Raw genomic sequence first — 19,063 nt, 5'->3', positions numbered from 1 at the left:
CCATGGGGGTACACTGGCCGCGGTTTATGCGTACCGGCGCCGAACGACCGTACGCCGTCAGGGCGTGGGGTTTGGGCGCGGCATAGGGGGCGTAGGGTGCGGCGACACGATTATGCCGGTGGGGGGTGCTCCCGCTCCATCGCTACCACCGGGAGCCGCAAAGTCAGGACCGGCTGCGGTGGGGGACGCCGGCGTCACGCTGGAGGTCGGGGTCGCAATCGGTGTGGTCGTGCTGCTTGCCAATTCGCTGCCGCCGAATCCGATAGCTAAGACCAGCGTTGCTGCTCCTCCGAACAGCGCGATCGCCGTTTTCGTCTGAGATTTCATGAGACTCTCCTGTCTTGGTCGTGTTGCCCTCGCGCCTCCCAGTGTCGTAGGTAGATACCCCTACCGGGTAGGGCCTTAGGTCCCGTGCGGGTCGGGCAGCCAGGCCTCTATGTGGCGGCGGCACTTGCACGGCGACGGTGCGATTGCGCGGATTCTTATAGCGTTGATGAAGGCATTGCTACCCCGGTAGGGTACTTAAGGGAGTGCGAGAACAACCGCATGCAGGTGCGGGACTTCGCGCTGATAGGAGCACTTCGATGGCCTTTGTGAGGGAAGCGGGCCCGGATCGCCGTGACGCGTGAGATTTCTCCCGCAGAGCTTCACGTCGATGCCGGTTGGTGTGCGGCCGCCGATGCAGCCGCTACCTGTTAGCACCAGGGAGAATCGTGCTTGACTGCCGGCTCCCTCAGTATCGAATCGTAAGCAGTTGCCGCAGAATGTATTTCGTTGGGCCAGCGTGTTTTAGGCGGCGACTGCAGCCAGCATCGATCCGGATCCGGGGCCAGAATACATTCTGACTGAATTGACTTCCGGCGAGTTGGCCGCCTGAGTTACGGTCCGACTGTGGCGCTCCGCCGCGCCGGGGGTGGTGTTGGTCAGTGGCGAGGTGAACGGCGCGATCTGTGCCGCGGTGTTCGAAGCGGTGGCATAGCCGTTCATCGCCTCGGCATCCTGCGCCCACATTCCGGCGTATTCGGCGTCGGCGGCCGCGATCGCCGGGGTGTTCTGTCCGAAGATGTTGGTGGCAGCCTGGTCCGCCCGCAGATTGCCGCTAGCCGCCACGACCGATGGCGGCACCGTCGCGGCGTACGCGGCCTCGAACGCCGTCGCGGCCGCATTGGCTTGCGTTCCGACCTGCTCGGCTTGGGCTGCAGCGGAATTGAGCCAAGCCAGATACGGCCTCGTTTGGGAACCGCCGGACAGGTTGCCTACTCTTCTCGAGGAAGTGGTATCAATCTGGTACCATTCGCGTTATGGGAATGACTTTGCGGCTCAGTGAGCAGCAGGCGGAGGCGCTGCGACGGCAAGCTGCAATCGAAGGTCGTTCGATGCAGGTTGTTGCGCTGTCTGCCGTCGACGAGTACATCGCCCGACGAGCGCACAAGGCCAAGGTGGCCGCGGCGCTCCAACGTGTCGTGCGCGAGGAGGCCGGGGTGTTGGAGCGTCTTAAGGACGCGTGACCGAGTTCCTGGATCTCGAAGATTTGCTAGACATTGCCCGAGCGGCCGTCGGGAACGATGTCGTAGTCGGGGACTACGGTTTGCTTGAATCGGCGCTGGCACGGCCTCGCGCCACAGTGTTTGGCCAGGATGCCTATCCGGATCTTCACCTGAAGGCCGCCGCGCTGTTGCAGTCCCTGGCTCGCAATCATGCGCTGGTGGACGGCAACAAGCGACTCGCCTGGACAGCCTGTCGGACCTTCCTGGCCATCAACGCTCACTGGATTAAGGCGCCGGAGAACGAGCGCTTCGACTTCGTGATCGGAGTCGCCACTGGCGCAATCACCGGTCTGGACGAGATCGCGGAACGACTGCGCAGTTGGGGCTACCAAGAGGATTGAGCTAGACCAAAATGTTGACGACAACCGCGACGACAATTGCTCCCTCAACCACCACCCCTACACTGCCGAAACGCCGGCATCGTCCCTGTTCACGGTTCCTGCCTGCTCCTGGCAGTGTGGGGGTCAGGGGTTCGAATCCCCTTAGCTCCAATCACTTAGGCACCTCAGGCACTTTCTCAAGTTGCGTCGGGATCGGCGTGACACATCGGAACCGGGCCGTAGGGCCGGCCCGATGGCGTATCAGCCACGGGCATTCCAGACAAGCGGCGCCTGGTGGATCCAGGTGCCGTGCTCAACGGTGTCAATAAGGAAAGCAGCGAGGTCGGCGCGGTTGATCCAGGTGCCGGGCTTTTCGGTGCCCGCCTCCGCGGCCCGCACGGGACCGCTGGCCGGCTTGTCGGTCAGGGCGACTGCCCTGGCCAGAGTCCAGTCGGTATCGGAGGCGCGCACGATCTTGTCGACGCCGCTGTGGTCGACGAAGCCGGCCTTGATGTTGGAGATGTTGATGAACAACCTAGCCATCGGGTTGAGGCGAGCCCAGTCGTCGCCCGCGCCCATCGTGGAATTGATGACGATCCGACGGACGTTCTGCTCGCCCATCACGGTCAGGACGTTGCGGGTCGCGTCGGTCATGAACATCGGCGGGCTGACGGCCTTGGCCCAGGGATTGTCCGAGGCGCGCGAGTTGTTGAGCGTGCTGATCACCGCCTCAGTACCCTGGGCGGCCTTGCGGATGTCATCGATATTGCAAGGCGTGCCGGCGATGAGTTCCACGCCAGCCGGGGCCCGGACAACGTCAGGGTTGCGCACCAGAGCACGAACGCGGTGACCGCGTGTGGCGGCGTGCGCCAGTACATGGACACCGGTGCGGCCGCTGCCTCCGAGGACAAGCAGGCTGATCATTGTTTTCCCTTCAATGGATGACATGCGGCGGCGGGTATCGCGCACTATCCGGTGGTGGCCTGCGCCAGCAGTGCGGCGTTTTCATTGAGTCGTTGAATGATCGGCCCGGCGACGTACATAGCAAGCCGTAGCGCTTCTTGATCGCGCTCGGAGAGCGTCGCCAAGAGGGCGCCGAGCTTTTCGTTGTCATCGTTGCGCAGCCGGCGCAATAGATTTCGCGCACTCTCAGTGAGATTGACGATGGTTGCGCGGCCGTCTTCCGGGTCGGCCAGGCGAGCCACCAAGTTGCGGCGGCCAAGGCGTTGAATCAACTGGGTCATCGCCGGCTGGCTGATGTGAATGGCCTCCGAAAGCGTGGTGAGCCGAGTCGGGCCGTCAACGCTTAAGGTGTGCAACACCTCCATCGCAGACACGCTGAGCTCGTCGCGATTGAGAAAGTGACGCATTGCCAAAAGCGCAGCCTGTCGGACGGCTTCGGCGACCCTGTCTATGCCGTGTTCCGAGTTCGCCATGTCTACGACTATACATTCGGACATTATGTTTTAGCCCGGTTGCTGTACATCCTCTCGCCGTCGAGTGAAGCCGTAGTGGCTCGCGAACCTGATGGCATGTCCGACCAGTCATGGGTATATACAGCGTGATTGGGCCAGTCACGCTAGGAGGCGCGACATGTTGCAGGGCGAAACTCCGATCGCATCACCGCCAGAGTCCCTGGGTATAATAATTGTGCATATTATATACCGCGCCTAGCCTCTACATCACGAACTTTCTACCGGCTGTCGTAGCCGAACCGGTGGGCGACGTCACTCGGATGGTCGTCCGGCTAGCTTCACCAGGCAAGACAACACGTATTCGGGTACTCGATTCGGTTTGTCGATACCCCGGTGAGTCAGCTGCTCAATCAGCTCAGCGTGTAAGCGCTCTTCGTCAACACCAGTGCTGCTTCATCGTAGGGGAACAGGCGATAGAAAAAGCGGGAGGCCGGTGTGACGAGCTTCGCGGCCTCTGCCTTCCCTACCAGGCGCGGGCTGGTCAACGGCACCGCCTTGCTCCGCTTGTGCAGAACTGTCGGTCCGCCGGCCAATACGTTCTTGAGCCAATCCGATTCAAGCCCGTAGCCGACGAGGATGACGAAGCCCTCGCGGGTTTTGAAAACCAACAGAGGTGTTCGATATCGCTTGCCGGACTTGCGTCCGACGTGTTCAAGCGTCCCCAGGCAGGGAAGCCACGGGGTGATCGATTGAGCCGCTGGATTCGTGACACGGCGATTGAAATTCGCGACGGCGCGGGGTACTCGCATCAAAGTTCTTTCCGCACCACGTAACTCGCGGTTGGTTGAGGAGCTGCGGCTAGTGCCGTCAAGGTAGTGCGGCCCCGACTCATGCGGTGGCGGGCACCAGGGCGCTGACGTCCTCGCCTTGAAGGAGTTTGACTGTCAGATTCAGGTCGAAATAGTCGGTCCAGCGAGTGATCTTCTCGTCGTCGTTGACGACGAAGGCCCCCATTACCGGGATGGCTGGCTTGCTTCCGTCGGGAGTCTGGATGTAATCCAGTCGTTCGGTGAGCACCACGGAGCCCTCGCTGGCGAGATTGACGACTTCGAAAGCGTAGGCCTCGGGGAACATCGCGAACTGGGCGGCCATGTTCTCGACGATGGCGTCGGGTCCGGTGAAGGCGGGCATTCCCACGTTCTGATACACGGCGCCGTCGGCGAGCAGGGGGCGCAACGCTTCGGCGTTGCGCTGCTCCATCAGGGCGCAGAACTGACGGACTACATCAGCTGGCGAAGACATGAATGAATTCCTTTCGGCGAGTGGGCGAATGAACTTTGGTCGTTTCCACAGGCTCAGTGCTCGTGGATGATCACGCCGCGAATGTTGCGGCCGGCGAGCATGTCGTCGTAGGCCTCATTGATGTCGTCGAGCTTGTACTCGGTGGTAACGGTTTCGTCGAGCAGCAGCTTGCCGCTTCGGTAGAGGCTGATCAGCCGCGGGATGTCGGCCCGCGGATTGGCTTCGCCGTACAAGCTGCCCAGCAGGCGCTTTTGGAACAGTGTGAACAATGTCAGCGGCAGTGTCGGCGTCACGTCGGACATCGATGCCAGGGCGGTGACAACCACCACACCACCCTTGCGCACCGCATTGAGCGCGTCGTTGATCATCGCCCCTTCCAGCACGCCCGGCGTGAGGATCACCGAGTCGGCCATGACTCCGCGCGTGATCTCACCAACCAACTGGGTCGCTTCCTCCATCGAGGTGCAAAAGTGCGTGGCACCGAACTGAAACGCTTTGTCGCGCTTGGTCGGTTCGATATCGACCACGACGATCTGCTCCGCTCCCGCCAGTCGCGCGCCCTGTATCGCACCACTACCGATCCCTCCGCAGCCCATCACGAGCACCACGTCGCCGGGACTGACGTTCGCGGTATTGACGGCCGAACCCCAGCCGGTGGTGACTCCGCAGCCGAGAAGACATGCGCGCGAAAGCGGCACATCGTTGTCGATCTTGACCACAGATGCTTCTGACAACACACCCCACTGCGCGAAACTGCCGACGCCGGAGAGGGCTCCGATGCCCCGACCTCTGGCTCGGCGGCGGAAGGTGCCGTCGGCCTGGACTCCTGCGAGGATGGTCGCGCCGAAATCACAGAGGTTCTGACGGCCCGTGGCGCACCAGCGACAGCGACCGCACGCGGGCAGGAACGAGGTGACCACATGGTCTCCCACCGCTGTATCGCGCACTCCTGGGCCGACTTCTCGCACAATGCCCGCCCCTTCGTGTCCGCCGATCAACGGGAAATTCACCCCGAACATGTCGCCGGTGCGGATGTGGTGGTCGGAGTGGCATAGACCGGTGGCCTCGAATTCGACGAGTAGCTCGCCTTCCCGCGGCGGATCGAGTTCGATCTCTTCCACCGACCACTTCTCATTCAGCCCCCACAGAACTGCTCCCTTGGTTTTCATGGCGACTCCTTGACGATATGAATGGCACGCTCGGGACAGTTCGCGATTGCGGTGTGCGCCCGGTCTTCCCATCCGGGGGGAATATTTTCCACGACGACGAAGGCGATCCCTTCGTCGTCGATGTCGAACAGATCGGGATACGTTGCGTAACAACGGCTATGGCCCTGGCACATTTCTGTGTCGACACGAAGCTTCAACGTTCAGTCCAATCCGCCCAGTCTGGTCCCGATGACGCCTTGCTCGTTCAGCGCCGCAATAGATGCGGCGTCGAGGCCGAGGAGGTCGCCGAGGATGTCGGCATTATGCTGCCCCAGCGTCGGCGCCGCCGACCGATACCACTTGTCCACGCTGCGGTACTTGAAGGGAAGTGCCGGCACGTGATGGCTTCCCGCGACGGCATGGTCGAGGCTTTCGAAAAAGCCGCGCGCGGCAAGCTGAGGGTGCATCGAACCGACCCTGGCATCTGCCAAATCCGCAGCCGGAACACCAAATCCAACGAGTAACTCTGCCGCGGTTGAGGAATCGTGGCGGCCGGCCCATTGCTCGAGATGTTTGTCGAGCACATCATGTGCCCGTACCCGCCCTTCGTGGGTATCCAACGACGGATCATTCGCCCAGCCCGGTTCATCCAGAGCAGATTTCAGCAGCCGCCACTGTTCGTCGGTCGCGACCGATATCGCCAGCCACCGTTCGGTCCCCGCGCATTGATAAAGCCCTTGGGGGGCGGCGTCGCGGCTGCGATTGCCCATTCGCGAGATCAGGTTTCCGTAGGCGGAAAATTCGACGACCTGTTCGGCGGCCGCGTTGAGCGCTGCCTCCACCATCGATACTTCGATGAGGGATCCTTCGCCAGTTTCGTCACGTCGCCGGAGCCCTGTGAGCATGGCGAACGCGGAGTGCATTCCTGCCAGCGGGTCACATGGCCCGCGGGGAATTCGCGGCTGATCGCACTCATGGCCGGTCACCCAGGCCATTCCGGTCATCTGTTCCATCGTTTGCGCGAAACCCACGTTGTTGCGCCACGGTCCGTCGAGACCGAACGCAGGCATACGGACCATCACTATTCGAGGATTCTGCTCACGGACTGCCTCCCACGTGATACCGAAATTGTCGAAGACGCGCGGCGAGAAGTTCTCCACCAGGATGTCCGAACATCTCACGAGTTCGAACAGCAGTTGGCGCCCGTCGGGGGAGGACAGGTCGAGGGTGAGCCCTTGCTTATTGGTGTTGGTCGCCAGGAACATCCCCGACCGCTCCCACCACTGAGACTGATCGGCAAAGGCTGCGGCCGCCATCCGTGCGCCGTCAGGGTGGCCGGTCGACTCCAGGTGGATGACCTCAGCACCCAGTGCGGCGAGAATGTGCGTGGAGGAGGGGCCAGCCCACCATGCTGTCGCGTCGAGAATTCGTACGCCTTGCAGCGGAAGTTGCGGTGCCGAGCCGGCAGTACTCGCAATCTTGCTGCGGGCGGGTGCTTTTGTCATTTCGCCGAGCGAAGGAGCAACGTCGGTCGGGGCGGGCCGCCGGCCATTGATCCGATAGGGAGCCAACGGGTGGCAAAAGCTGCCGTCGGCATAGGTGCCCCACACGCCGCGCGCCGCGAATTGAGGATGGTTCAACACCGTCTGGCCATTGTTGACCGGTGAGACAGGGATCCGCAGATCGGAGGCCAGCGCCACGATCTCGTCCGTGGAACGTGCCGTCGTCCATTCCCGCACGATCTGATCCCACTCCTCCCGGCGCTCCCACCGGGTCGTGGCCACGGCCCAGGCTTGGTCGTCGTCGAGCAGGTCCAGTCGGCCGATCATCGCGAGGAAGGACTCGAATTGCTGGCGGGTATTGGTGTTGAAGCCCACCCATCCATCCGAGCTCGGTTCGATGGAGGGGATTTCAACTTGGCGGGCAGGCACATTCAGTGGGGGACGGCCGGCCAGCTCGTGGTAGAGGTCGGCGAATCCGCCGGCGCTGAGGTGGCAAACCTCCAACAATGAGCAGTCGATGATTTCGCCTGTGCCGCCGAGTTGAGCCCGACGCAATGCGCCAAGCGCCCCGACGGCGGCATAACTGGCCATCACCCATTCGAAGACTCGACCACCCGCTTGAATGGGCGGTTGGTCCGGACGACCTCGCAACGCCAGCGTTCCGCTCTCAGCCTGGATCGTGAACTCCGTTGCGGGCCGGTCCCGGTACGGTCCGGTCAATCCGTACGCAGACAACGCCACGATCACCAGGTGTGGTGCGCGCCGTAGCAGGGCCTCGCGGTCGAGTGCCCCAGGGCCAAGAGAATCGACGAACACATCGGCGGAAACGATCAGGTCCTCCACGTCGGACAGCGCAGTGCCGACAACTGAATGCTTACCGGCGTTCAAGAACTTGAACAACGCGTCGCTGCGGCTTCGACCACCAAACGTTCTGCGCCGGAACGGATCCCCTTCTGCGGGCTCTATTTTGATGACTTCTGCTCCGAGGTCGGCGAACATCTTGGTGCAGTACGGGCCGGCGATTTCGGTCGCCCACTCCACAACACGCACGCCGCGCAGAGGATTCATCGACTCGCCATTTCCGGCGTCAATGTTGTCTGAACGGCATTTCTCGCACCGATGAGCACACCCGCCATTTCTGTCCTCACGCTCGTGCCGACCGAGCAGGCGCTCCGCGTCCGCATGGCTGCGGTCTGTCTGGCAACGACGCTAGTGACGGCAAAGCTGGGGTGTCAAGTGCGACTCGATAACTGTGGTGTGGGTTGAGTTCGCGGATCCCTAGTCGGCCGCGCGCACCTTCGTGGGCCGCCCAGCCCGCCGGGGTCGCTTGGCGGGCGGCGTCCTAGTCGATGTGGTTACCCCTTTGGCGAAGATCTTCGAACCCAGTTCGATTTGCGCCCGGATATCTTCCTCGTCCGTGCCAAACCAGCGCGGTCCCAGGCTTGTCGTGAAGATGATGAAGTTGGCCAGCAGCTCGGCGAACAAGTCGGCGTCGACATCGGTCCTGATTTGCCCGGCGGCTTGATAGTGCCGAACGCCCTCGGCGATGACGGCCGTACGGCGCGCGTGATTGGGTTGCAGCACGCGCACCGAGAAGTCCGGGTCTGACAACGCCCGACTGGAAATGTCCCAGCCTGGAACGCCGCTGTTGCGGTCATCGATCCTCAGCCTGGCAAAGAAAAGTTGCTCGATGTAGTCCTCGAAGCGCGCTGGCAGGGCCGCCACGACTTGCTCTTCAGCCTCACCGACGAGGTCCGCGATCTGTCGAGCAACAACTTGCTCAAAAATGCCTCGCTTGTCCCCGAAGTAGTGGAACAGCATCGCCTCCGAGCAGTCGGCGCGACGGGCGATCTCCTTTGTCGCCGCGGCCGCGTATCCCGCTTCGGCAAAGACCTCGGCAGCAGCTTCAAGGAGGGCTCGTTGCTTGCCGTCCTTGTCGCGAACTCGCCGCCGCGCACCTGTAGTCATCACACATAGCTTAGCCAGCACGCGTGTTTTGAGAGGAAGCGCGCAAGCGTGCCGAGCCACTTCGTCTTGTCCGCTCGCAAAGCGGTAAGTGGGTAGCAGGGTGCACTGTCAGTTATCGAGTGTCACTTGACTCCGCGTGGACGACGACTTACTGTGCTGCCTAAGCAAATTTCGGCGTGTGCGAGAAATTCGAGGGCCGGCGCAGATGGCACATGGACAGGGGCACGAGTGCGGGGTAGCGGGAATGGGGACTGTCTCCCGTTCGGGCCTGTCCGTCCGGGCTGACCGCCCGCCTTGTCCTGGTCTCGGGCTGCTCGCGAGCGAGCCCGGAAAGGACTACCCATGGTGAGCAAGTCGCCGGAAGAACACGCCCAGAACCTCGATCTTCGCCACGACGATTTCAACGACCAAGAATTCCTCTATGAGGTCTACGCGGTGATGCGGGAGAACGGACCGTTCAGCCACCAGGACGTCCCTTTCTTGAGTCCCACGCCGGGGGGCGCTTGGGTGGCCACCCGCTACGACGACTGTTACGAGATCTTGCGCGATTGGCGCAGCTTCTCCAGCAAACCCGTTGGGCTCGAAGGCAACCCGATGTCGTTCGGCGACATCGTCATCACCCTGGATCCGCCGCGGCAGCAGCAGCTGCGCAAAGTTCTCAACCCGTATTTTTCTCCGGGTCGGATGAAAGACCTTGAGCCCCAGGTGCGCGCGGTCACCGACGGGTTGATCGACACCTTCATCGAATCGGGGCGTGGTGATCTCGCCGATGTCGCATGGCAGCAACCCGGGATCGTGTTCTTCCGGCATCTCCTGGGTATGCCCGTTGAGGACGTGCCGCTCTACATCGAAACGGCTGACCTCGCGATCAATGGTGAGAGCGAAGAGGTCCGAAACGATTCGATGACCAAGCTCTACCTCCGCGTCCGCGAGGAGATCGACAGGCGCCGTGGTGAACCGCCGCGTGACGACCTGATCGATGTCTTGCTGGCTGCCGAAATCGACGGCGAGAAGTTGAGCTTCGACGACGTGGTCGCGAATGTAATGCTGCTGGTGCAAGCCGGACTCGAAACAACCTCTAGTGCAATGTCATTCGCCTTCTTCTACTTGGGCACCCATGCGTCCGAGCGTGACCGACTTGTCCGCGATGCCCAGCTGATGCCCACGGCGATAGAGGAATTCATCCGGTTCGCCGGTTCGGTCCACGGACTGCACCGCTCAGTTGCCGAAGACGTTGAGTTAAGCGGCCATAAGTTCTGTCCCGGTGAGACGGTCGTCGTGAACTATGCGGCCGCCAATCGCGACGCTCGCGAGTTTGACGAGCCGAACAAGTGCCTTCTCGATCGACAGGCGAACCGCCACCTCGGGTTTGGCGCCGGCGTCCATCGCTGCCTAGGCTCGAATCTCGCCCGACTCGAGTTCCGGGTGGGCGTCGAACAGACCCTGAATCGCATACCCGACTACGTCATTCCCCGTGGGGCGAAAGTCGACTTTCATGGGAATTCGGTCACTCGAGGCTATCGCGCCCTACCCGTCGTGTTCACGGCGGGTACCCGCGTCGCCGATTGAGGGCGGCGTAAGAGCGCCAATATCGCTTCGTGCCAACGTAATAGCGCATCGCCACGCTAAACTTGGTGCCATTATCAAGTGCCACTTGACAATGGCCCGGAGCCGCTCCTAGCATCAGATCAGCCGGTGATCGGCACCCGTCCTGCGCGAATGCTATTGCTGCACCCAATGATCGTCGGCCGCGCCCGACACGAACCGGTCCTCAAATCAAGGAGGAGCCCGTGGACAAGCAAGATCTTCAATGGATGATCTCCGTCGACGACCACATTATCGAGCCCCCAAACCTATGGGTGGACCGGGCGTCGGCCGCCGATCGTGATCGAGTGCCGCACGTCGAGCGCATCGACGGCGTCGATACCTGGATCTACGACCAGGCGCGTGCGTCGGTGTTGGGCATCTTGGTCGCGGCCCACCAAAAGCCGGCCGAATACTCCCCGCTGCCAGTGAATTACGACGAGATGCCCCGCGCCTACTTCGACCCGTTGGCCCGCATCCCCGACATGGACGAAGATCATGTGATCGCGGGATTGAACTTTCCGTTCTTCCCCCGGTTCTGCGGTCAGATGTTCGCCCACCTCGGCGACCGCGACCTCGGTCTCAATTGTGTGCGGGCGTACAACGACTTTGTCATCGACGAGTGGTGCGCGGCGGCGCCCGGCCGCTACATCCCGATGATCATCATTCCGTTGTGGGACACCCAACTGGCAGTCCAGGAGACGCTGCGGTGCGCCGGCAAGGGCGCCAAAGCCATTGCCTTCTCGGAGAATTTGCATCCGTTGGGGTTTCCCTCCATCCACTCGGGAGCGTGGGATGACTTCTTCACGGTGGTGAACGAGACGAAGATGCCGCTGTGCACGCACATCGGATCGTCGTCGGTCAGTCCGACGACGTCGCCCGACGCGCCGTTCGGGGTTCAGGCGGTCAATATCAACCTCAATCTGGCGAATTCAACTACGGATTGGCTGTTTTCGGGCAAGCTGCAGAAGTTCCCCGACCTGAAGATCGTGCTGGCCGAGGGCGGCATCGGCTGGATCCCTTACCTCATCGAGCGTGCAGAACATGTCGCCGCCGACTACCAGTACCTGCGCGCCAACAACTGGGCGGTCGATCCGGCCACGATGCGCTTGACCCCGGTCCCGACCGACCCCGAGATTTTCCCGGAGTCACCGCGTCAGCTTTTCCGCGACCACATGTACGGCTGCTTCATCGAGGACGACTTCGGGGCGGCGAATCTCGACGCCATCGGCATCGACAACGTGATGATCGAGACGGATTATCCGCACACCGACAGCCTCTGGCCCAATTCTCTGCAGGCCGCGCACAAGGCACTTGACGGCCGGTCCGACATCGACAAGTACAAGGTGCTGCAGGGGAATGCCCGCCGAATCTTCGATTTCGAGCCCGCCCCCTATCCGACGTTGACGTAGCGGGCGGCCGAGGGAGTCGCGTGATGCGTGAATATCAGAGCTACATCGACGGCCAGTGGTCGAGCGACAACGCGCTCGGCACCATCGATGTCATCGATCCGGCCACCGAGGAGCTGATCGGGCGAGTCGTCGACGGTGGGCCAAAGCAGGCGGCCATGGCGATCGAGGCCGCCAGACGCGCCTTCGACGACGGGCCGTGGCCGTGGATGTCCGTGCGGGAACGGGCAAGGATCATCAAGCGGTTCGCCGAGATCCTCGACGCGCGCCAAGCGGAACTGCGCGAGTTGATCGTCGCCGAGATCGGCTCGACCGGCTTCCTCACCGACCTGGTTCAGGTCGGTGGTGCCATCGAGGCCGCCCACTACTATGGCGAGTTCGTCGAACACGATGTGACGTGGGTCGAGACGCCGGGCGGGCCGGTCGTGTCACCGACCGGCCTGGGCGGCGTGACGGTAGTCCGCGAACCGGTCGGCGTGGTCGGCGTCATCACGCCGTTCAACTTTCCCTTTTCGATCAACATTCAAAAGTGCCTGGCCGCCTTGGCCGTCGGCTGCACCGTGGTACTCAAGCCCCATCCGTGGACCCCGATGAATGCCCTCGAGCTGGCCAGGGTGGGCGAGGAAGCGGGACTGCCGCCCGGGGTGTTCAACGTGGTCGTGGGAGGTGCGGGTGTCGGCGAGGAGCTGTGCACCCACCCGGGTGTCGACATGATCGGGTTCACCGGTTCGACGGCGACCGGTCGACGTATCCGCGAAGTGTCGGCGGCGACGATGAAACGCGCCCAGCTGGAATTGGGTGGCAAGAGTGCGCATATCGTCCTTGACGATGTCACCGAAAGTGACGTTGCGGGAATAGGTTTCGGACAGGTGTTGATGCATGCCGGACAAGCCTGCACCGTCACGTCGCGACTGCTGTTGCCCGAGCATCTGCTCGACGCGTATGTCGAGGGCCTCAAAGCCATGGCGCCACTGATCACGGTCGGGGACCCGCGTGATCCCGCCACCGTCGTCGGTCCGTTGATCAGGGAGGAGCAACGTCAGCGCGTTGAGACCTTTGTCGAGTCGGGGCAACAGGAAGGTGCGCGGCTGGTGGTCGGCGGCAAACGTCCCGAGCATCTCGAACGCGGCTTCTACTACGAACCGACGGCATTCGTCGACTGCCGCAACGACATGCGGCTGTGCCAGGACGAGGTGTTCGGGCCCGTGCTGGCGGTGATCACCTATCGCTGCGAAGACGAAGCCATCCGCATCGCGAACGACTCGGTCTACGGTCTGGCGGGTCTGGTGATGACCCGCAACGCCGCAAAGGGTTTCAACGTCGCGAGGCGGGTCAGGACGGGCACCATCATGGTGCAGACCGTCGCATCCGGTGTCGACCTGGGAACCAATCCGGGTGGCGGACAAGGGCCTGGCTGGTCGCTACCGGCGCGCGGCATGTTCAACGGCGGCGGGCCATTCGGCGGATTCAAGCAAAGTGGACTCGGCCGAGAGCAAGGGCGTTGGGGCTTTGAGGAATACACCGAGCTGAAATCAATCACCATGATGTAGCGCACCCGGTTGTGTGCGGTGTTCGGGTTGGAAAGGTCGCATTGTGGAACTTCTCAAGGATGTCCGAGTCCTCGAGGTGTCACTGTTCTCCACGGATGCGCTGGGCGGGCATCTGGCCGACTTGGGCGCGGAGGTGATCAAGGTCGAGCCGCCCGGCGGCGGTGGCTTTCGCGGTTCGGCGGTGTCCGGTGGCGAACTGCAGGACTCACACTGGAATCGGGGCAAGAAGAGCGTCGCGCTGAACCTGAAAACGGCTGAGGGCCAAGAGGCTTTCCGCCGTCTGGCCGGGTCGTCGGCGGTAGTGATCGACGGCCTCCGTTATGGAACCGCGCACCGCCTCGGTTTCAGCTATGACGACGTCGTCGCAGTCAACCCGACCGTTGTCTACTGCGTGCTCAACGGCATGGGCAGCTATGGTCCCTACACCCGCCTGGCCACCCACGGGTTGTCCTTCGACTGTTTCGCCGGTTTGAGCCCGCCGATCATCGACGCGGATGGAACGCCGCGCCTTTCGGGGGCGGCCACCGGGACGACAGGTGTTCTGGCGGGGCCGCTGTACGCGGCGATGGGCGTCCTGGCCGCGCTGCACGCCGCCGGACGCGACGGCGAGCCGCAATACATTGAGGTAGCTCAGGTCGATGCGGCGATCAACTGGAATTTCCAACACCTCTCGGCCTTGGCGAACGGGCAACCCTCCTACGGTGAGGGAATCCGCGCATCGCTGCGCTACCAGTACTACCGAACGAGCGACGGCAACTATGTGGTGTTCAACGCCCTGGAGGACAAGTTCTGGCGCAGATTCTGCGAGTCAGTCGACAGGATGGATCTTTACGAACCGGGGCGTCAACAGCCGGGCAAAGACCCCGAAGCCGAGGCCCGGCTGCGCAAGGAATTGACGGCGATTTTCGAGAGCCGCACCCGTACGGAATGGACGGACTTCTTCATTGCCACCAATATCGCCGGAGCCCCAGCATTTTTGGGAGCAGACCTGTTCGATGACGACCATGCGAAAGATCGACGACTCGTCTACGAGCAGGCTCAACCGGACGGGACGTTGCAACGATTGATTGGAACTTGCATCAAGACCAAACCCGACGAACGGTTTGCACCACCAGCAGCGCCGCACGTCGGGCAGCACACGGAAGAGTTACTCGGCGCCCTGGCCGGCTACGACGCGGCGGGAATGAAACGCCTGCGTTCGACCGGTGCGATCTGACGGCCAGGCTCCGCATCCGCAACGCCCCGTGGCGGGTTTCTTAGTTCGCGGGCGTCCAGTGTGAATTATTCTGGCCGCAACGCACTGGTCTGGTGAACGGGAGTCGTTGTGAGCTGGCAGCAAATCCAGCCGTTCCTGGTGGCGCTGGCCATAGGGTTGCTGCTCGGTTTGGAGCGCGAGCGTAGCCACAGCCGCAGGCTCCCTGCTGGGACACGCTCGTTCGCGCTCCTGTCGTTGGTCGGAGCCATCACCGCCAGCTTCAGCGAGTGGGCAGTGCTGGCTGGCCTCGTGGTCGTCGGGGCGCTGATGACGCTCGCCTACTTTCGCAGCAGCGAAAGAGATCCCGGAACCACCACAGCGATCGCCGCACTTGCGGCTTACCTGCTCGGCGCGCTCGCCTACACCCGCCCGGCGGTAGCCGTGGCCATCGCCGTGGTCGTCGCGGGCCTGCTCGTGTCGAAGGCACGCATCCACCGCTTTGCCCGCGAGATCGTCAGCGACGTCGAAGTAGAGGACGCCATCAAATTCTTCGTGGTGGCGCTGGTGATCCTGCCGCTGCTCCCGGACCAACAGCTCGGGCCGTATGGCGTACTGAATCCGGCGAAGGTGTGGCTCCTGGTGGTCCTGCTCACGGGGATCGGCTGGGTCGGCTACATCGGTGTTCGGGCCCTCGGGCCCGAACGGGGCGTGCTCGTCACCGGTTTGGCGGGCGGGTTCGTCTCGGCGACTGCGACGACGGCGTCGATGGGCCGGCTCAGCCGGACCGCAACCAGCATGCGTGCCCCGCTCGCCAGTGCACTGCTCGCGAGCCTGGCGACCTTTGTGCAGCTGCTCATCGTGATCGCGCTCGTCGACATCGAACTGCTGCGCCGCCTGTGGCCCCCGGTGGTCGCTGGAGCGGTCGTGCTGGTGGGTGCCGCCGCCTTCGTTTACCGCGGTGGCACGCACCTCCAGAATGCTGCGCAGGACCAGGAAACCGGAAGGGCGAAGGCGAGCCGACCGTTCGCATTGCGGCCCGCGCTCGTTCTGGCCGCGGTGCTGACCTTCGCCCTGCTCGTCGGTCGTTGGGGCGCTGACATACTCGGCCCCCAAGGGGTGGTGCTCGCGACATTCGCTGCGGGTCTGGCCGATGCCCACGCCGGCGCGGTTGCGGCCGCCAGCCTCGCCGCTAAGGGCGACATTGCCGTCGACACCGCGTTGTTCGCGGTGGCTGCGGCGTTGGGTTCCAACTTGCTGGTCAAGACGGTGTTGGCGTTCACCGCCGGCGGCCGTCGCTTCGGGCTTGGTTTTCTTGCCGCCATGGCCGCGCCGGCCGTGGTGTTCGGTGTCGCCTTGGCCGCGGCCGTGGCCGTGGTGTGAGCGAGTAGCTGCATTCCCGCGTTCAGGTGTTTCCTGCGGCGGGGGTCTCACCACATATTCTGTTCAAATATGCTGAGGGACAGAATAATACGTGTCTGAACAGCTGCGGTCCAAGGATCGATGCCTCCGTGGGAAAGATCTGCGACTCGCGACCGGCCCGCGGGCCTTTGGGCCTGCTGTGCAAGGTATTGCGACCCTAGAAATCCCTGGCTGGTCTTGGTCGACTTGGCAGAGGTCGATCCGCCGTGCGGAAGTGGTGCGATTTGCGCAGTTGAGAGGATCAGTGGTGATGGACGCTACGGATTCCACAGCCGTCCAGCGGCTTTCGCGGCTTCGCCCCCTCGTCGAGCCGGCCTTGGTGGTGCTGACGTTTGCCGCGCTGGCGGTTGGCGGGATCGCGTGGCTGGTTGGCCGGCACGATATCGCGGCCGGCTCCTGGATCGCCGGTACCGTGCTCGCAGTGCTGCCCGCGTTGGTATGGGTGGTGTTGGCGTTGCGCCACGGGCGGATTGGCGTTGATGTCATTGCGGTGCTTTCGCTGGTGGGTACCCTGCTCGTTCACGAGTATCTGGCTGGAGCCTTGATCGCGGTGATGCTGGCCGGCGGCCGAGCACTGGACGCCGCGGCCGCGCGGCGTGCCTCTCACGATCTGCGGGCCCTGCTCGAGCGGGCGCCAAGGTTTGCGCGACGACGCGAAGGCGCGCGGGTCAGCCTAATCTCGCTGGCTTCAGTGGCAGTCGATGATCTGCTAGTCGTCGGGCCCGGTGAAGTGGTGCCGGTTGACGGCCGAGTCGTCGACGTGGTCGCGGTGCTAGATGAGTCGGTGTTGACCGGAGAACCACTGCAGGTTGAACGCGGTGTTGGTGAAACCGTCCGCAGTGGTGTGGTCAACGCCGGCGGCGCGTTCGAGCTGCGTGCGACCGCAACAGCCGACGACAGCACCTACGCCGGCATCGTGCGGTTGGCGCGGCAGGCCGGCGCGGAGAATGCGCCGATCGTGCGGTTGGCCGACCGCTACGCCGCGTGGTTCCTGCCCCTGGCGCTGCTAGTTGCAGGTGGGGCGTGGCTGGCTAGCGGGTCAGCGGTGCGAGCGGTTGCTGTGCTGGTGGTGGCCACGCCGTGTCCGCTGCTGCTGGCGGCACCGGTGGCGATTGTCTCCGGTCTGTCGCGGGCTTCCCGCGCCGGAGTGGTCATCCGAAGTGGCGGTGCGTTGGAAAACCTTGGGCATGCAAAGACTTTGGTGATGGATAAGACCGGCACCCTGACGATGGGACGCCCGGTGGTTGTCGACGTGGTCGCCGCCCCTGGGGGTAACCCGACAGAGATGCTGCGGCTGGCCGCTTCGGTGGACCAGCTTTCTCCACATGTGCTGGCAGAGGCCATCGTCACCGAGGCACTGGCACGGGGTCTGCAGTTGTCTTTGCCTGCCGATGTGCTCGAGGAACCGGGCCGTGGTGCCACCGCCACCATTGGCGGGCGCCGCTTCACCGTCGGAAAGCTGCCCGCCGACGCGGTTACCAGCGCGTGGGGGCGTGGGGTGGTTAACCGGGCCGGTTTGGACGGTGCAGCGATCGCCTGGGTGTGTATCGACGGTGAGCCGGCCGGTGCGGTGCTGTTGCGGGATCCGTTGCGCCGCCATTCGCCTCGTACGGTGCGCCGCTTGCGTGCGGCCGGCCTGAATCGATTGGTGATGCTTACCGGCGACCGCGCAGAGCCGGCCCGCGAGGTCGCGACGGTCCTGGGACTCGACGAGGTCTATGCCGAACAAACCCCGGCCGACAAGGTCGCCGCGGTGAGCGCCGAGCGGCAACGGGCGGTGACGGTGATGGTGGGCGATGGGATCAATGACGCGCCCGCTTTGGCGGCGGCGACGGTGGGTGTGGCGATGGGAGCGCGAGGAGCCACCGCATCCTCGGAGGCCGCGGATATCGTATTGACGACCGACCGTGTGGATCGTCTCGCCGATGCGATGGACATCGCCCGCTGGTCGCGGCGTATCGCCGTACAAAGCGCCGTGGTGGGCATGAGCCTGTCGTTGTTGGCAATGGTGATCGCCGCGCTGGGCTGGCTGCCACCGGCAGCAGGTGCACTGCTGCAAGAGGGCATCGATGTCGCCGTGATCCTCAATGCGTTGCGGGCCCTGCGCGGTAATCCGGCCACCGAGGTGCCATTGCCCGCCGACACCGAGCAAATGCTGCGCCACTTTGCCGCGGAACACGACGAACTACGTGACACCGTAGGGCAACTGCGCGACAGCGCCGATCGGTTGGCCAGCGGCCCCGATGCTGCCGCGCTGGAATCGCTCACCGCGGCAAGCAAATTGCTCACCGACCGGATTCTGCCCCATGAACGGGCGGAGGAAACCCAGCTGTACCCGGCGTTGGCGCGGCCGCTGGGCTCCGACGAGGCCACGGCCACCATGAGCCGCACCCATGCCGAGATCCAACGGCTCGCCGATCGCGTCGGTGCCCATGTGCGCCTTGCTCAATCGGCCGGCGCGATTCAGCCCGACCAAGTCGATGACTTGCTGGCGTGCCTGTACGGCCTGTACGCACTGCTGCGACTGCACTTCGTGCAGGAAGAAGAAAACTACTTCACTCTCGCTCAGGAAGAGCCCGCACCGCGCGACACCACCCGCACTCGGCGCCCGACAGAGGGAGCTGACTCGGTGTCGCGGTAAATCAGCGATGGGCCCGACAAGGCCGTGCACTATCCCAGTGACGTGATCGCCGCGGCTGCCGCA

The 19,063-nt window shown here is 63.4% G+C and carries 18 protein-coding genes; 9 read left to right on the top strand and 9 right to left on the bottom strand.

The window, feature by feature from the left end; all coding sequences use genetic code 11:
- Positions 1 to 178 precede the first annotated feature (178 nt).
- Positions 179 to 319 (top strand): hypothetical protein, encoded by a 141-nt coding sequence (locus tag ACAG21_RS09030; RefSeq protein ID WP_370495659.1) that lies wholly within the window; start codon positions 179 to 181, stop codon positions 317 to 319.
- A 470-nt stretch (positions 320 to 789) separates the two neighbouring features.
- Here the strand turns inward: ACAG21_RS09030 and ACAG21_RS09025 are convergent, their stop codons facing one another.
- Positions 790 to 1,251, bottom strand: coding sequence for a PPE domain-containing protein (locus ACAG21_RS09025; RefSeq protein ID WP_370495897.1), 462 nt, complete (start codon positions 1,249 to 1,251; stop codon positions 790 to 792).
- A 50-nt stretch (positions 1,252 to 1,301) separates the two neighbouring features.
- Between ACAG21_RS09025 and ACAG21_RS09020 the strand changes: the two genes are divergently transcribed.
- Positions 1,302 to 1,508, top strand: coding sequence for a CopG family transcriptional regulator (locus ACAG21_RS09020; RefSeq protein ID WP_370495658.1), 207 nt, complete (start codon positions 1,302 to 1,304; stop codon positions 1,506 to 1,508).
- Complete coding sequence (locus tag ACAG21_RS09015) at positions 1,505 to 1,888, top strand: type II toxin-antitoxin system death-on-curing family toxin (RefSeq protein WP_370495657.1); 384 nt, start codon at positions 1,505 to 1,507, stop codon at positions 1,886 to 1,888. The genes ACAG21_RS09020 and ACAG21_RS09015 overlap by 4 nt, the downstream gene beginning before the upstream one ends.
- A gap of 240 nt (positions 1,889 to 2,128) precedes the next feature.
- Here the strand turns inward: ACAG21_RS09015 and ACAG21_RS09010 are convergent, their stop codons facing one another.
- The 8 genes from ACAG21_RS09010 to ACAG21_RS08975 form a co-directional block, all read right to left on the bottom strand.
- Positions 2,129 to 2,836 carry an NAD(P)-dependent oxidoreductase gene (locus tag ACAG21_RS09010; RefSeq protein WP_370495656.1) on the bottom strand — a complete coding sequence of 236 codons (708 nt, stop codon included), beginning with the start codon at positions 2,834 to 2,836 and terminating at the stop codon, positions 2,129 to 2,131.
- Positions 2,836 to 3,303, bottom strand: coding sequence for a MarR family winged helix-turn-helix transcriptional regulator (locus tag ACAG21_RS09005; RefSeq protein WP_370495655.1), 468 nt, complete (start codon positions 3,301 to 3,303; stop codon positions 2,836 to 2,838). The genes ACAG21_RS09010 and ACAG21_RS09005 overlap by 1 nt, the downstream gene beginning before the upstream one ends.
- A gap of 389 nt (positions 3,304 to 3,692) precedes the next feature.
- Positions 3,693 to 4,091 carry a nitroreductase family deazaflavin-dependent oxidoreductase gene (locus ACAG21_RS09000; RefSeq protein ID WP_370495654.1) on the bottom strand — a complete coding sequence of 133 codons (399 nt, stop codon included), beginning with the start codon at positions 4,089 to 4,091 and terminating at the stop codon, positions 3,693 to 3,695.
- Positions 4,092 to 4,170: 79 nt separating this feature from the next.
- Positions 4,171 to 4,584, bottom strand: a complete 414-nt coding sequence (locus ACAG21_RS08995) for a limonene-1,2-epoxide hydrolase family protein (RefSeq protein WP_370495652.1) — start codon at positions 4,582 to 4,584, stop codon at positions 4,171 to 4,173.
- 53 nt (positions 4,585 to 4,637) lie between these two features.
- The gene (locus ACAG21_RS08990) at positions 4,638 to 5,753 is read right to left on the bottom strand and encodes an NDMA-dependent alcohol dehydrogenase (protein ID WP_370495651.1); all 1,116 of its coding nucleotides are present in this window, start codon (positions 5,751 to 5,753) and stop codon (positions 4,638 to 4,640) included.
- Entirely contained in the window at positions 5,750 to 5,950 is a 201-nt protein-coding gene (locus tag ACAG21_RS08985) for a ferredoxin (protein WP_370495650.1), read from the bottom strand. The genes ACAG21_RS08990 and ACAG21_RS08985 overlap by 4 nt, the downstream gene beginning before the upstream one ends.
- Before the next feature lie 3 nt (positions 5,951 to 5,953).
- Positions 5,954 to 8,302, bottom strand: coding sequence for a CaiB/BaiF CoA transferase family protein (locus ACAG21_RS08980; RefSeq protein WP_370495649.1), 2,349 nt, complete (start codon positions 8,300 to 8,302; stop codon positions 5,954 to 5,956).
- Between the two features lie 210 nt (positions 8,303 to 8,512).
- Positions 8,513 to 9,202 carry a TetR/AcrR family transcriptional regulator gene (locus ACAG21_RS08975; protein WP_370495648.1) on the bottom strand — a complete coding sequence of 230 codons (690 nt, stop codon included), beginning with the start codon at positions 9,200 to 9,202 and terminating at the stop codon, positions 8,513 to 8,515.
- 342 nt (positions 9,203 to 9,544) lie between these two features.
- Here ACAG21_RS08975 and ACAG21_RS08970 point away from each other — a divergent pair, with 342 nt between their 5' ends.
- From ACAG21_RS08970 to ACAG21_RS08945, 6 genes are all read left to right on the top strand, one after another.
- Positions 9,545 to 10,771: a cytochrome P450 gene (locus ACAG21_RS08970; protein WP_370495647.1), complete on the top strand. Its 1,227-nt coding sequence runs from the start codon at positions 9,545 to 9,547 to the stop codon at positions 10,769 to 10,771.
- A gap of 221 nt (positions 10,772 to 10,992) precedes the next feature.
- Complete coding sequence (locus ACAG21_RS08965) at positions 10,993 to 12,198, top strand: amidohydrolase family protein (protein WP_370495646.1); 1,206 nt, start codon at positions 10,993 to 10,995, stop codon at positions 12,196 to 12,198.
- A gap of 23 nt (positions 12,199 to 12,221) precedes the next feature.
- Positions 12,222 to 13,745, top strand: a complete 1,524-nt coding sequence (locus ACAG21_RS08960; RefSeq protein WP_370495645.1) for an aldehyde dehydrogenase family protein — start codon at positions 12,222 to 12,224, stop codon at positions 13,743 to 13,745.
- Positions 13,746 to 13,788: 43 nt separating this feature from the next.
- A complete protein-coding gene (locus ACAG21_RS08955; protein ID WP_370495644.1) occupies positions 13,789 to 14,961 on the top strand; it encodes a CaiB/BaiF CoA transferase family protein in 1,173 nt (390 codons plus the stop codon).
- Positions 14,962 to 15,069: 108 nt separating this feature from the next.
- Entirely contained in the window at positions 15,070 to 16,320 is a 1,251-nt protein-coding gene (locus tag ACAG21_RS08950) for an MgtC/SapB family protein (RefSeq protein ID WP_370495643.1), read from the top strand.
- Between the two features lie 289 nt (positions 16,321 to 16,609).
- Complete coding sequence (locus ACAG21_RS08945) at positions 16,610 to 19,000, top strand: heavy metal translocating P-type ATPase (RefSeq protein ID WP_370495642.1); 2,391 nt, start codon at positions 16,610 to 16,612, stop codon at positions 18,998 to 19,000.
- Positions 19,001 to 19,063 lie beyond the last annotated feature (63 nt).

The organism is Mycobacterium sp. pR1184 (assembly GCF_041287235.1).
In the GTDB taxonomy this organism is placed as follows: domain Bacteria; phylum Actinomycetota; class Actinomycetes; order Mycobacteriales; family Mycobacteriaceae; genus Mycobacterium.
The sequence above is the reverse complement of the archived record's forward strand: the minus strand, read 5'-3'. Positions and strand labels throughout refer to the sequence as shown.